Source organism: Herbaspirillum sp. WGmk3 (assembly GCF_023952535.1).
Classification (GTDB): Bacteria; Pseudomonadota; Gammaproteobacteria; order Burkholderiales; family Burkholderiaceae_D; genus Herbaspirillum; species Herbaspirillum huttiense.
On record NZ_JAKYWT010000008.1, the window covers coordinates 24,766 to 38,501 of the forward strand.

Below are 13,736 nucleotides of genomic sequence, written 5' to 3' on the forward strand. Positions count from 1 at the left end.
AGAAACCCCAACAGCAATGTTTTCCGGACTGGAACTGACCCTTTTCCTTCTGGCTGCCGCAGTCCTTGGCGTGGTCGCCTTCCGCATGATGCAGTTGCCGCCGATGCTGGGCTACCTGGTGGTGGGCATCATCATCGGCCCGCACGGCCTGGCTTTTGCCGAGGACAATGAAACCACCCATGCGCTGGCCGAGTTCGGCGTGGTGTTCCTGATGTTTTCCATCGGTCTGGAGTTTTCGCTCTCCAAGCTCTCGGCCATGCGCCATATTGTCTTCGGCCTGGGCGTGGCACAGGTGGCGGCGACCATTGCCACCACCATGCTGGTGGCCTGGGGCGCGGCCATGGTGCTGCCGCAGTTCGCCAACGTCAGCTGGCAGGCGGCCTTTGCGCTGGGCGGGGCGCTGACCATGTCGTCCACGGCGATCGTTTCCAAGCTGCTTACCGAGCGGCTGGAGCTGGAGACCGAACACGGCCGCCGCATCCTCGGCGTGCTGCTGTTCCAGGATCTGGCGCTGGTGCCGCTGCTGATCGTCGTGCCGGCGCTGGCCAACAATTCCGGCAACATCATGGTCACGCTGGGCTGGGCGGTGGGCAAGGCGCTGGTGGTGCTGGCGCTGCTGCTGTTCTTCGGCAGCAAGCTCATGCGCGGCTGGTTCCGCATCGTGGTCAAGCGGCGCTCGCAGGAACTGTTCATGCTGAACCTGCTGCTGATCACCCTGGGCGCGGCCTGGATCACCGAGAAGGCCGGCCTGTCGCTGGCGCTGGGGGCCTTCATCGCCGGCATGCTGATTTCCGAGACCGAGTTCAAGCATCAGGTGGAAGAAGACATCAAATCCTTCCGCGATGTGCTGCTGGGCCTGTTCTTCATCACCATCGGCATGCTGCTCAATGTGCGCACGCTGGTGGATCACTGGTTCCTGGTGTTGCTGCTGCTGACCGGGCCGGTCCTGCTCAAGTTTGCCCTCATCGCCGGACTGGCGCGCCTGTTCGGCTCCACCACCGGTGTGGCGCTGCGCGTGGGCCTCGGTTTGGCGCAGGCCGGCGAGTTCGGCTTCGTGCTGCTGAGCCAGGCCGGCGGCCTCAAGCTGGTCGATCCCATGCTGATCCAGGTGATCCTGGCCGCGATGGTGCTGTCGATGCTGGCCACGCCCTTCATCCTGGCCCAGTCCGACGCCATCGTCATGAAGCTCTCGGCCAATGAATGGATGCTGCAATCGCTGGCCCTGACGCAACTGGCGACCCGCACCATGGGTGTGCAGAAACACGTGATCATCGCCGGCTTCGGCCGCAGCGGCCAGAGCCTGGCGCGCCTGCTGGAAGAGGAGGGGATCGCCTACCACGCCCTGGAGATGGATCCGGAACTGGTGCAGGACGCCCGCAATGGGGGCGCCAATGTTTCCTACGGTGACGCGGCCCGGCGCGAGAGCCTGGTGGCCGCCGGCATCCACCGCGCGGCGGCGCTGGTGGTGACCTATGCCAGCACACCCTCGGCATTGAAAGTCTTGCATCACGCCCACGAGCTGGAACCGGAGCTGCCGGTGATCGTGCGCAGCCACGATGATGCCGACCTGGAAAAGCTGCTGGCCGCCGGTGCCACCGAAGTCGTGCCGGAAGCGCTGGAAGGCAGCCTGATGCTGGCCTCGCATGCGCTGGTGATGCTGGGCGTGCCGCTGCGCCGCGTGGTGCACCGCGTGCAGGATGCGCGCGATGAACGTTACGCTTCACTGCGCGGTTATTTCCACGGCATGTCCGATGCCGAAGCCGATGGCGTGGGCATGAACGTGCGCCTGCAATCGGTCACCCTCATCGGCGGTGCCAGCGCCATCGGCCATACCTTGGCCGACATCGACCTGCCGGCCCAATGTGGTGCCGAAGTCGCCATGCTGCGACGCGGCAAGCAACGGCTGGAAGCGCCGCAAGACACCGAGCTGATGGCCGGCGACATCGTGGTGCTGCGCGGCAGTTCCGAAGCCATCCTGCGCGCCGAAAAACGCCTGCTCAGCAAATAGCCGGAGCGCGCCGCTGGCAGCCGATGCGCAGCGGCTCGCGCCGCACACTTCAGCACATCTGCTCATCATTCCAGCCTGCCAAAAATAAATGTTCACTTCCCACATCCCGGACCTGTTCCCCTGGTACGGGAAATGCTAGTGTTTCCGGGTGGCAGCGACGCGGCCTTATCGGCGCGCGCTGGACGCATCAGGACTACGGGTCCACACAATGAATCCGTTGTAGAGAAAACAATAGTGAAGTCCGGGAGGAACATGTTCAGCAAATTAACCATCAGGGCACGCCTGATTTTCGTCATCGGCTTTCTGGCGCTGATGCTGGTCGGCTCAGGCGTATTGGGCCTGGTCGGATTGCGTTCGACCAATGCGCAGATGCGCTCGCTCTATGAAGACCGCCTGGTCGCCTTCTCCCAGCTGGAGCGCATGTCGGCGGCGCTGGATGCGGCGCGCAATGGCATCTCCACCTCCATCGTCGGCGACTCCGGCGACATCGATGCCAACATGGACCGGATCGAGAAGGCCATCAAGGCCAACGACGCCATCGTCAAGCAATACCAGGACACCCAGCTCACCAGCGATGAACGCGTGCTGCTGGACAAGCTCATTCCCCAGCGCCAGAAGTTCGTCACCGATGGCATCAAGCCGGCGGCCGAAGCCTTGCGCAATCGCGACTTCCAAGGTGCGATCGAACTGTATGGCGGCGTCATGCTCAAGCTCTACGCCGATGCCCATACCACGCTGGCGCAACTGATGGACCTGCAGCGCACGGTCGGGCGCGAGCTGCACGAACAGGCACAGCAGCGTTACCAGACCCTGCTCGTGGTGATGGGCGTGGCCATGGCGGCGGGTTTGTTCGTGGCGCTGCTGATGGGCGTGCTGCTGGTGCGGGCGATTTCGCGTCCGCTGCAGCGTGCGGTCACGGTCGCGCAGGCCGTGGCTGCCGGAGACCTCACCCAGCAGATCGACGTCCACAGCCAGGATGAAACCGGCCAGCTGATGCAGGCGCTGCGGCAGATGAATGACAACCTTCAGGGCATCGTCGGTCAGGTGCGCCTGAGCACGGATACCATTGCCACCGCTTCCAGCGAAATCGCGCATGGCAACCTCGATCTCTCCTCGCGCACCGAGCAGCAAGCCGGGGCGCTCGAAGAAACGGCGTCCGCCATGGAACAGCTGACTTCCACCGTGCGCCACAATGCCGACAGTGCGCAGCAAGCCAAGGAACTGGCGCACTCCGCTTCCGAAGTGGCGGTGCGCGGGGGCGAGGTGGTGCGCCAGGTGGTCGATACCATGAGTTCCATCAATCAGTCTTCCAGCAAGATCGTCGACATCATCAGCGTGATCGATGGCATCGCCTTCCAGACCAACATCCTTGCCCTGAACGCCGCAGTGGAAGCGGCGCGCGCGGGTGAGCAGGGACGCGGCTTCGCCGTGGTGGCGTCGGAAGTGCGTTCACTGGCACAGCGTTCTGCGGCCGCAGCCAAGGAGATCAAGGTCCTGATCGATGATTCGGTCACGCGGGTGGGGACCGGCAGTGCCCTGGTGGCACAAGCCGGACAGACCATCGACGAAGTGGTCAGGAGCGTGCAGCGCGTGAGCGAAGTGGTGACGGACATCAGTGCAGCCGGGCAGGAGCAGAGCCAGGGCATCGAGGAAGTCAACAACGCCATCACGCAGATGGATGAAACCACGCAGCAGAACGCCGCGTTGGTGGAACAGGCCGCAGCCGCCGCACAGTCCATGCAAGAACAGGCGGCACGCCTGTCGGAAGCGGTCAGCGTGTTCCGGCTCGGCGGTACCGCCGTCGCCGGCGTACCGGCAGCCCAGGCGGTGGCCGCGCGCGCAACTGTTACGGTGGCCGTACCGGCATCGGCGGCCTTGCCGGGCAAGGGTGGCTTGCTGCTTCACTGACACCGCAAGTCACTGCGTCTTTCCGTACCGGTACGGTCACTTCGACCTTGCCGGTACAGTGATCCGCCCCCAGCCAGTACAGTCGTTCAAGTGTCCAGGGCCACATCCTCGGACGCAGCCGAACGGGTACCGGGCAGGGGCGGATTGCTTTTGCCGTGATAGGCGAACACGGCCGAACACTTGACCTGTTCACTGTCGTTGCGGCCGGCGGCATGGAACAGGCCACTGTGGAACAGCACCACGTCGCCCGGCGCCAGTGACAGCGCAATGCCCTGCGCAAACAGGGCCTGGTTGGCGGCCACGTCGGGGCGCAGGAAATCCAGTTCATCCATCTGTTCCGGCTGCAGCTTGAGCTTGTGCGAGCCGGGGATGAATTTGAGCGCGCCGTTCTCCGGCGTTTCCGCACCGAGCGCCAGCCACACCGAAATCAGTTCATTGCGCGGGAAGGACCAGTAGCGGATGTCGCGGTGCCAGCCGGTGGCGGTGCCGAAGGCCGGGTGCTTGGTCATGATGCAGTTGTGATGCGCCAGCGTGAGACAGACCGGTTCCTCGAACAACTGATGCAGCATGGCCACCAGTTGCGCATCGGCGGCCCATTCTCGATACACCGGATCGCGCTGCCAGGCCGCACGCAGACGCCGCGCGGTGCGGCCGCCTTCGGCCTCCAGCGAAACGGGAGCGCCTTCGTAGCCGACCTCGGCTTCGTATTCCAGCGGTGCGACAGCACGTTGCAGGTGATCTTGCGTGACGGCGAGCAGGCGTTCGCGCAGGGCGTCAGGGACCATGCCCTTGAGCAGGAGATAGCCCTGTTCGCGGAAGAAGGCGACCTGGGCGGGTGACAGCGGGTTCGACATGATGGACTTTCGGGGTTGCACGGCAGCCCGTCCATGGCGGACGGGCGAGCCTTCATTGTGCGCCGGATGGCGGCCAGGTGCATGACTGTATGCCATGGCCGGCGCAGCGCAAGATACAGATGGGCAGCAATTCTGTATCGTTTGCGCGTGCGCAAGTCCGGACTTATTTTTCTTGCTTCGACTTCTTCTTCAGCAGCGGACCCAGGTACTTGCCGGTGACGCTGGCCGGATTCTTCGCCACGTCCTCCGGCGTACCGGCCGCCACGATGCGGCCACCGCCGGCACCGCCTTCGGGACCGAGATCGATGATCCAGTCGGCGGTCTTGATGACGTCCAGGTTGTGTTCGATGATGGTCACCGTATTGCCCTGGTCGCGCAGGCGATGGATCACTTTCAACAGCAGGTCGATATCGTGGAAGTGCAGACCGGTGGTCGGCTCATCCAGGATGTAGAGCGTGCGGCCGGTATCGCGCTTGGACAATTCCAGCGACAGCTTCACGCGCTGGGCTTCGCCGCCCGAGAGGGTGGTGGCGCTCTGGCCCAGCTTGATATAGCCCAGGCCCACATCGAGCAGGGTCTGCAGCTTGCGCGCGATCAGCGGCACGGGCTTGAAGAATTCGTGCGCGTCTTCCACCGTCATGTCCAGAATCTCGGTGATGTTCTTGCCCTTGTACTGCACTTCCAGCGTTTCGCGGTTGTAGCGCTTGCCGTGGCAGACATCGCAGGGCACATACACGTCCGGCAGGAAGTGCATTTCCACCTTGATCACGCCATCGCCCTGGCAGGCTTCGCAGCGGCCGCCCTTGACGTTGAAGGAGAAGCGTCCGGCGCTGTAGCCGCGTTCTTTGGCCATGGGCACGGTGGCGAACAGGTCGCGGATCGGCGTGAACAGGCCCGTGTAGGTGGCCGGGTTGGAGCGTGGCGTGCGGCCGATCGGTGCCTGGTCCACCGCGATCACCTTGTCGAAGTGTTCCAGTCCGCCGATGGCTTCGTGCTCGGCCGGTTCGGTTTGCGAACCGTACAGGTGGCGTGCCGCCGACAGGTACAGCGTATCGTTGACCAGGGTCGACTTGCCCGAACCGGAAACCCCGGTCACGCAGGTCAGCAGGCCCACCGGCAGTTCCAGGTCCACATTCTTGAGGTTGTTGCCGGTGGCGCCCGTGATGGTCAGCATGCGCGATTCATCGCAGGGCGTGCGCTTCTTGGGCACGGCGATTTCCAGCGAGCCGTTCAGGTACTTGGCGGTCAGCGACTTCTTGTTCTTGAGGATGTCCGGCAGCGAACCATGGGCGATCACGTCACCGCCATGCACGCCCGCGCCGATGCCCATGTCGACCACGTAGTCGGCAGTGCGGATGGCGTCTTCATCGTGCTCCACCACCAGCACGGTGTTGCCGATGTCGCGCAAATGCTTGAGGGTATCGATCAGGCGGTCGTTGTCGCGCTGGTGCAGGCCGATGGAAGGTTCATCCAGCACGTACATCACGCCGGTCAGGCCCGAGCCGATCTGCGAGGCCAGGCGGATGCGCTGGGCTTCGCCGCCGGAGAGCGTATCGGCGCTGCGTTCCAGCGAGAGATAGTCCAGGCCGACGTTGTTGAGGAAGGTCAGGCGCGAGACGATTTCCTTGATGATGCGGTCGGCGATTTCCTTCTTGGCACCGGTCAGCTTCAGGGTCTCGAAGAAGGACAGGGTCTCGCGCAGCGGCGTGGCAGCGACTTCGTAGATGGCACGCTGCTGCTTGCCGCTACCCACCTTCACATAGCGCGCTTCCACCCGCAGGCGGGCACCGTGGCAGGACGGGCATTGCTTCTCGTTGATGAACTTGGCCAGTTCTTCCTTGACCGCCATCGAATCGGTTTCGCGATAGCGGCGCTGCAGGTTGTTGACCACGCCTTCGAAGGTATGCTCCTTGACCACCGTGCGGCCACGCTCGTTGACGTAGGCGAACGGAATGGTCTGGCGGCCCGAACCGTACAGCACTGCCTGCTGGGCCTTGTCGTCGAGCTGCTCGAAGGGCACATCGAGGTCGAAGCCGTAGTAGGCGGCGATGCTGGTGAGCATCTGGAAGTAGAACTGGTTGCGGCGATCCCAGCCCTTGATCGCGCCCGAGGCCAGCGACAAATTGGGGAAAGCCACGATGCGCTTGGGATCGAAAAACTCGATGTGGCCCAGGCCATCGCATTCCGGGCAGGCACCCATCGGGTTGTTGAAGGAGAACAGGCGCGGCTCCAGCTCCTGCAGCGAATAGCCGCAGATGGGGCAGGCGAACTTGTTGGAATACAGGTGTTCCTTGCCGCTGTCCATTTCCAGTGCAATGGCGCGGCCATCGGCCAGGCGCAGCGCGGTCTCGAAGCTTTCGGCCAGGCGCTGCTTGATCTCCGCCTTGACCTTGACGCGGTCGATGACCACGTCGATGGTGTGCTTCTCGGTCTTCTTCAGCTTGGGCAGGTCATCGACCTCGTAGACCTTGGCCGACCCGGTGCCGCTCTGGATGCGGAAGCGCACGAAGCCCTGGGCCTGCATCTCCTCGAACAGGTCGGCGTGCTCGCCCTTGCGGTTGGCCACCACGGGGGCCATGATCATCAGCTTGGTGTCTTCCGGCAGCGCCAGCACGGCATCGACCATCTGCGAGACCGATTGCGCCTCCAGCGGATGCTCGGGGTGGTCCGGGCAATAGGGCGTACCGACGCGGGCGTACAGCAGGCGCAGGTAGTCGTGGATCTCGGTGACGGTACCGACGGTGGAGCGCGGGTTGTGCGACGTCGCCTTCTGTTCGATCGAGATGGCCGGGGACAGGCCCTCGATCATGTCGACATCGGGCTTTTCCATCAGCTGCAGGAACTGGCGCGCGTAGGCCGACAGCGACTCCACGTAGCGGCGCTGCCCCTCGGCATACAAGGTATCGAAGGCCAGCGACGACTTGCCCGAACCGGACAGGCCAGTAATGACGATGAGCTTGTTGCGGGGGAGGTCTAGGTTGATATTCTTGAGATTGTGCGTACGTGCGCCGCGAATGCGAATTTCTTCCATGGATGCCTTCAGCTAGGGGTTGCCTGCCCCCGCGTGCGATCAGCCGATGAGCGATCACGCATTGTGCGGAGCAGCGATGGGGACAACATGTAACTATAACAGGACTGCGAATGGCCGGCAGGCGGGGCTGCAGCGGCAGATGACCCATGTGGGCATGCATCGTCGAATTGAAAGCGCGGCCGTGGAGAAAGCCATGGCTTTGCAGCGCAAATGCCGCAGGAAATCGTCTGCGTGGCGGATCCGGTGCAGGGATTGCTGATGAATGATGAAGCAGACAAGAAAAAGCCGGCGCGTGGCCGGCAGTTTCTTGTCATGCAATAGCTTGCCCTCAGTGGGCGCGTTCGTAGATCTTGAACAACTGTCCTTCATCGCCGTCGCGGCGGCCTTCCCAGAACAGGGTCCAGTGACCATGCGGACGCTTGCCGGCGTCGGGCATCTCCTGGATCAGCCAGCGGCATGCGGTGTGGCGGCCGCCGTCGATGGGCTGGTGCAGGATGCCGGTGTAGTAGTACAGCATCGGCGCTTCCGATTCGCCCAGTGCCTGGCTGGCCATGCAATCGCCCTCTCGCCAGGCCGGACCGATCTTGGCCTGGAGATCGGCGTAGACATATTCATAACTCTTGCCGTAATCGGCCCAGGGCAGCAGCAATGTGAAAGCCAGGCCCCACATCAGGGTGATCCCGCCAAACCACGAGAACGCGCCACGCCACTGGCCGGCACGGCTCAGCAGGCCCAGCGAGGCGATCCACAGGATGCTCATGGCGCCCGCGGCCAGCACGGCCAGCGGCTGGATCGGCGTCACGAAGCTCAGCGGCAGCCACTTGCCCATGAACGCGATGGGCTGGTGCTGGTCGGCCGGCCAGGTGGAGACGATGTAGGTCGCCCAGATCCCCACGGCCAGCGCCCCGAAGGCCAGGCGCGAGAACCAGTCCCACGCCAGGTTGGCCAGCGCCGGCAGGCGCGGCACGGCGCGCGCGCCCAGCATCACCAGCGGCAGCAGTACCGGCAGCAGATAGAGCTGGCGGGCAGTGGCGGAGCTCTGCAGCACGGCCAGGCTGATGGCACCAAAGGCCAGCGGCAGCGCCACCTTGCTGGTGCCGACCTGACGCCAGTCGCCGCTGCCCAGCGCCACCAGCGCCAGTACCGAGCCGGGCAGGGCAAAGCCGCCCAGGGCGCGCAGGATCACGGTGTGGTCGTTGTCCGAGCCCAGTTTCTTGACCGAGAAGCCGAAGAAGCGGCCGACGTTGTTGTCCCAGAACCATTCCATGAACAAGGGCATGGAGTGCTGGGCCAGCAGTGCCGGCCAGATCACGAAGAAGGGCAGCGAGACCAGCACGGCGGTGCCGACCATCTTCCAGTACGAGCGCGAGCGGCAGGCCGGCACCATCACGCCGACGGCCATCGCCGTGGCGGCGAAGGTGAGCGGCACGAACAGGCCCTTGGTCATCTCGGTGATGCCCACCCCCAGGCCGAACCAGAAGGCCGCGCTCCACGCGGGCGTGCGGCGCTCCTCGTTGAGGGCGATGGCCAGCAGGCCGTAGGTGGCCATGACGCCGCCGGTGACCAGGGCCACGTCGGTGAACATGTCGTGGGCGTGCTTGACCATGCCCGGCGTACCGGCGAACAGGGCCAGGGTAGCCAGTACCGGCAGGCTCATCAGGTTGCGCTGGCCCCACATCATCTTGGCAATCCTGGCCACGAACACCAGCGTGACCAGGTTGTAGAGCACGCTGGCCAGGCGCGCGCCCTCGTGATACGGCAGCAGTGGATAGGCCAGCTTGGCCAGCAACGCGGCGGTCCAGTAGTACAGCGGCGGCTTTTCCATGAAGGGCTGGCCGGCATTGGTGGGAACCAGGTACTCGCCGGAGACCAGCATGTGATGGATCATGCCGAAGGTATAGGTCTCATCCTGTTTCCAGGGACCATGGCCGAACACGCCCGGCAGCAGCCAGGCGGCACCGGCCAGGATCAGCAGCAGCCAGGCCAGACGGGCGGGCAGGGCTTGCCCGCCGGCAGCAGAGACCGGTTGCGCAGAGCGGGAAGTGCTCGTCTTGCCTTCGTTGAGCGAATCAAATAGGAACATGCTGAATATACGGATGCGAGCGGCCTGCGCCGCCAGCGCAACAAACAAAAAACGGAAAAAAACTGAAAACCGGAGGACATCGAGGATGCGCACGACACCAGCGTGCCGCCGCATGCGGGACACCGCTTGACCTGTTCGCCATCCTCTGCGTCCGGGTTCTCCCCCCCATTACGCGTGATTGCCTTCTTTTTCTTGGCGAAGTTTATGGCCGGGCTGAAATCTTCCGTTCAGGAAGGGGCGGCTGTTATGAGCACTGCAGAAAAAATGAGCAATGCGCTATTTTGGCATAAGGTGTACCTAACATGACAGGTTTGTCAGGAAAGTTGTGAAGATTCGCGACACTCCCGTCCCGCTGTCATCATCCGGCGGGGCCGCCGAAGTTGACCCAGGACATGGAAGTGCCTCAATCCTGCGGGCCGGGAGTGCAGGGGCTGGGCGGTGCTGCCGGTCGGCCGGACTATCCTGTTACCATACGGCTTTTGCCCCGGCCGGTTTTTCCTTGCAGGGCCGGGCAGTCGCCAACGCCAGTCACGAACCGTATGTCCCACCACTCCCGTTCCACCGCACAGCCTGAAAAATCCGGCATGTCGCGCGCCGAGGTGCGCGCCAGCGTTTCCCTTGCCTCCATTTTTTCCCTGCGCATGCTGGGCCTGTTTCTGGTGCTGCCGGTGTTCGCAGTGCACGCCCACAGCCTGCCCGGCGGTGACAGCGACACCCTGGTCGGCATCGCCCTGGGCATCTACGGCCTGGCGCAGGCGTTTGGCCAGATTCCCTACGGCATCGCTTCCGACCGCTACGGGCGCAAGCGCATCATCGTCATCGGGCTGCTGCTGTTTGCGCTGGGTTCCTTCGTGGCGGCCGCTGCCCACAGCGTGCTGTGGCTGCTGATCGGACGCGCGCTGCAGGGTTCGGGCGCGATTTCGGCGGCCATCACGGCCTTCATCGCCGATTCCACCCGAGAAGAACACCGCACCAAGGCTATGGCCATGGTCGGTGCCTCCATCGGGGTGACCTTTGCGGTGTCGATGGTGGCCTCGCCGCTGCTCTACAAGTCCATCGGCATGGGCGGCATCTTCGGCCTGACGGGCATCCTGTCGCTGATCGCCATCGCGGTGGTGGTGTGGGTGGTCCCGGCCGCACCGATGGTGGCGGCACGTCGCGTCTCGCTGTCCGAGGTGTTGCGCCATGCGGAGTTGCTGCGACTCAACTTTGGCGTGTTCACCCTGCACCTGACCCAGGTCGCCATGTTCATGGTGGTGCCGGCGGCGCTGGTGCAACTGGCCGGCATCCCGCTGGGCGAGCACTGGAAGATCTACCTGCCGGTGGTACTGGCGTCCTTCGTGCTGATGCTGCCGCCGATCTTCGTGGCCGAGAAATATGGTCGCATGAAGCCGGTCTTCCTCGGGGCCATCGGGCTGATGCTGCTGGTGCAGCTGGGTTTCTGGGCGGTGCTGTCGCATCCGCTGGCGCAGGTGTGGATGCTGGTGGCGCTGCTGTTCCTGTTCTTCGTCGCCTTCAACATCCTGGAGGCGGCCCAGCCGTCGCTGGTGTCGCGCATCGCGCCGCCGGCCGCCAAGGGCGCGGCGCTGGGCGTCTACAACACCTTGCAGGCGCTGGGGCTGTCTTGCGGCGGCGCCTTGGGGGGCTGGCTCAAACAAAATGTGGGGAATTCCGCCGTGTTTCTCTTGTCAGCCGTCCTCACGCTGACCTGGCTTATAATCGCGGCTAACATGAAAAACCTGCCGCGCCGCGCTGCGCAGGCGGCGGGTGCAACAGCCTAAACGTATTCAGGAGAAACAATGGCATCGGTCAACAAAGTCATCATCGTCGGCAATCTCGGGCGCGATCCGGAAACCCGCTACATGCCCAACGGCGAAGCCGTCACCAACATCGCCGTCGCCACGACCGAAAGCTGGAAGGACAAGAACACCGGCGAAAAGAAGGAGCTCACCGAATGGCACCGCATCACCTTCTACCGCAAGCTCGCTGAAATCGCCGGCCAGTACCTGAAGAAGGGCTCGCAGATCTACGTCGAAGGCCGCCTGCAGACCCGCAAGTGGCAGGACAAGGAAGGCGTCGAACGCTACACCACCGAAATCATCGCTGACACCATGCAGATGCTGGGCGGCCGCCAGGGTGCGGGCGGCGGTGGCGGTGGCATGGACGAAGGCGGCTACGGTGGCGGCGGCGGTGGCGGCAGCTACGGCGGCGGTGCTCCGCGCCAGAGCGCCGGCGGTGGCGCAGCAGGTGGCGGCGGTGCCCCGCGCCAGCAGCCGGCCCAGCGCCCGGCGCCGAACTTCTCGGACATGGACGACGATATCCCCTTCTGATCGGACCTCGTTTCATTACGCCAGACAGTCCAAAGGCTCGTTCCCCCCGGGAACGGGCCTTTTGCTTTGCAGGTTCCGCTTACTGGCATTTCTCGTTGATCCCCGCGCCGCGCGGAAACACGCCCACCTGCTGCCATTGCCCCCTGCTGCGATACTGGTACAGCCGGAAGCGCGGCGCCGCATTGGCACCGTCGGCCGCAAAACTGATCGGTCCGCTCAGTCCCGCATGGCGTAGCTGGCGCAAGCTGGCCGCGATCTTTTCGCCATCGGTCGAGTCGCTCTGCTGGATGGCGGCGATCAACACGCTGGCCGCGTCATAGGCATAGTAGGAATAAGGACTGGGGGCGGCGTTGTAGCGCCGCATATAGGCCTGGGTGAACGCCTTCCAGCGCGGACACTGCTCACGTGCCAGTTCATATTCCAGCACGTAGGCCTGCGGCAGCGCCGCCTCGCCGAAGGACAGGCTGCTGGCCCCGCCCACCAGCAACACCTTGGCCTCCGATCCGGAGCGCCGGACTTCCTCCATGAACGCTGCCGCCTGCGGAAACAGCGCGAGGAACACGATCACATCCGCCTGATACTGATTGGCCGCCTTGATGGTGGCATTGAAGTCGGTGCTACGCCGGCCGACCAGATAGCGGGTGGCGGTCAATCCCGGCCGGTTGACCAGGCGCGCGGTCAGCTCATCGGTGAGTGCATTGCTGTAGGCCGAGTCATTGTGAACGACGAAGACCCGCTTGCCCTTCAGGTCGGTGGTGATCACCTCGGCCATCGTCAGGCCGACCTCGGCGGTTCCGCCCACGACCCGGAATGGCATGCGATGGCCCTGGCTGGTCCACTGGCTGGTGCCGGCCGTAAAGCCGATCTGCGGGATGCGGGCGGCCTCGTACAGTTCGGCCGTCGCCATGGCCGCGTCGCTGCTCCAGGGCCCGATGACCCCCGCGACTTTTTCCTTGATGAAATAACGGGCGACATTCACGCCGAAATTGGCCGACCCCTGGTCATCCTGGGCCAGCAGGCGAAAACGCCATGAAGATTTCTTCCTGGCGGCCATGGCGTTGGCATCCTCCACCGCCAGCTCCGCACCGTGCCAGGCACTCTGCACGATCGGCTGCGTGATCCAGGCACTCAGGCCCAGCGTCACCTGGCGGACTTCCTCGGCCTCGGCCGGCCGCATCGTCCACGGCTGCAGACAGACAATCAGGACGATCCAGGCCGCCCTCATGATGGTGACTTTGCGCATCTCACTCCCCCATTCCCGGCGGAACCTGCCCGGGACCTTGATCTTGTGATGGTTGTTATTTCTGCACAGGTACGCGGCCCAATATACACACCCTGGCGTGATTGAGCCATGCGCCAGTGCAAGGATTGCATCCGCTCCGATCTCTGCCCCCGCAAGCGTGAATCACCCCGCCAAATTGAGCACGATCAAAAAAAACCAAGCTCTTCATTAAATCACATTGATTTATTGAATTCGCTCAATAAACTAAATTTCGTATTTTATTTCCGAAAAGTATTAGAT

Annotated in this window: 8 protein-coding genes; 4 read left to right on the forward strand and 4 right to left on the reverse strand. The window is 63.8% G+C overall.

Translation table 11 applies throughout. From position 1 onward, the window contains the following. Positions 1-16 precede the first annotated feature (16 nt). A complete protein-coding gene (locus MKD49_RS24265) occupies positions 17-2,008 on the forward strand; it encodes a cation:proton antiporter (RefSeq protein ID WP_039784052.1) in 1,992 nt (663 codons plus the stop codon). 252 nt (positions 2,009-2,260) lie between these two features. Beyond that, positions 2,261-3,916 (forward strand): methyl-accepting chemotaxis protein, encoded by a 1,656-nt coding sequence (locus MKD49_RS24270; protein WP_121045789.1) that lies wholly within the window; start codon positions 2,261-2,263, stop codon positions 3,914-3,916. Positions 3,917-4,002: 86 nt separating this feature from the next. Here the strand turns inward: MKD49_RS24270 and MKD49_RS24275 are convergent, their stop codons facing one another. From MKD49_RS24275 to MKD49_RS24285, 3 genes are all read right to left on the reverse strand, one after another. Then, complete coding sequence (locus MKD49_RS24275) at positions 4,003-4,770, reverse strand: phytanoyl-CoA dioxygenase family protein (RefSeq protein WP_252697570.1); 768 nt, start codon at positions 4,768-4,770, stop codon at positions 4,003-4,005. A gap of 163 nt (positions 4,771-4,933) precedes the next feature. After that, on the reverse strand, positions 4,934-7,801 hold the full coding sequence (uvrA, locus tag MKD49_RS24280) for an excinuclease ABC subunit UvrA (RefSeq protein WP_134223400.1): 2,868 nt from the start codon (positions 7,799-7,801) through the stop codon (positions 4,934-4,936). A 328-nt stretch (positions 7,802-8,129) separates the two neighbouring features. Beyond that, on the reverse strand, positions 8,130-9,884 hold the full coding sequence (locus tag MKD49_RS24285; protein ID WP_252697571.1) for a glycosyltransferase family 39 protein: 1,755 nt from the start codon (positions 9,882-9,884) through the stop codon (positions 8,130-8,132). A 539-nt stretch (positions 9,885-10,423) separates the two neighbouring features. Here MKD49_RS24285 and MKD49_RS24290 point away from each other — a divergent pair. Next, on the forward strand, positions 10,424-11,665 hold the full coding sequence (locus MKD49_RS24290) for an MFS transporter (RefSeq protein WP_084319844.1): 1,242 nt from the start codon (positions 10,424-10,426) through the stop codon (positions 11,663-11,665). 18 nt (positions 11,666-11,683) lie between these two features. Then, positions 11,684-12,214 (forward strand): single-stranded DNA-binding protein, encoded by a 531-nt coding sequence (gene ssb / locus MKD49_RS24295; RefSeq protein ID WP_121045793.1) that lies wholly within the window; start codon positions 11,684-11,686, stop codon positions 12,212-12,214. Between the two features lie 79 nt (positions 12,215-12,293). On the opposite strand, the gene MKD49_RS24300 is transcribed toward ssb, so the two are convergent. Further along, positions 12,294-13,457, reverse strand: coding sequence for a branched-chain amino acid ABC transporter substrate-binding protein (locus MKD49_RS24300; RefSeq protein ID WP_252697572.1), 1,164 nt, complete (start codon positions 13,455-13,457; stop codon positions 12,294-12,296). Positions 13,458-13,736: the final 279 nt, after the last annotated feature.

Excerpts from the sequence above, each read along its gene's own strand:
- MKD49_RS24265 (WP_039784052.1), top strand. The coding sequence starts at position 17 with ATGTTTTCCGGACTGGAACTGACCCTTTTCCTTCTGGCTGCCGCAGTC.
- MKD49_RS24270 (WP_121045789.1), top strand. The coding sequence starts at position 2,261 with ATGTTCAGCAAATTAACCATCAGGGCACGCCTGATTTTCGTCATCGGC.
- MKD49_RS24275 (WP_252697570.1), bottom strand. The coding sequence starts at position 4,770 with ATGTCGAACCCGCTGTCACCCGCCCAGGTCGCCTTCTTCCGCGAACAG.
- uvrA (WP_134223400.1), bottom strand. The coding sequence starts at position 7,801 with ATGGAAGAAATTCGCATTCGCGGCGCACGTACGCACAATCTCAAGAAT.
- MKD49_RS24285 (WP_252697571.1), bottom strand. The coding sequence starts at position 9,884 with ATGTTCCTATTTGATTCGCTCAACGAAGGCAAGACGAGCACTTCCCGC.
- MKD49_RS24290 (WP_084319844.1), top strand. The coding sequence starts at position 10,424 with ATGTCCCACCACTCCCGTTCCACCGCACAGCCTGAAAAATCCGGCATG.
- ssb (WP_121045793.1), top strand. The coding sequence starts at position 11,684 with ATGGCATCGGTCAACAAAGTCATCATCGTCGGCAATCTCGGGCGCGAT.
- MKD49_RS24300 (WP_252697572.1), bottom strand. The coding sequence starts at position 13,457 with ATGCGCAAAGTCACCATCATGAGGGCGGCCTGGATCGTCCTGATTGTC.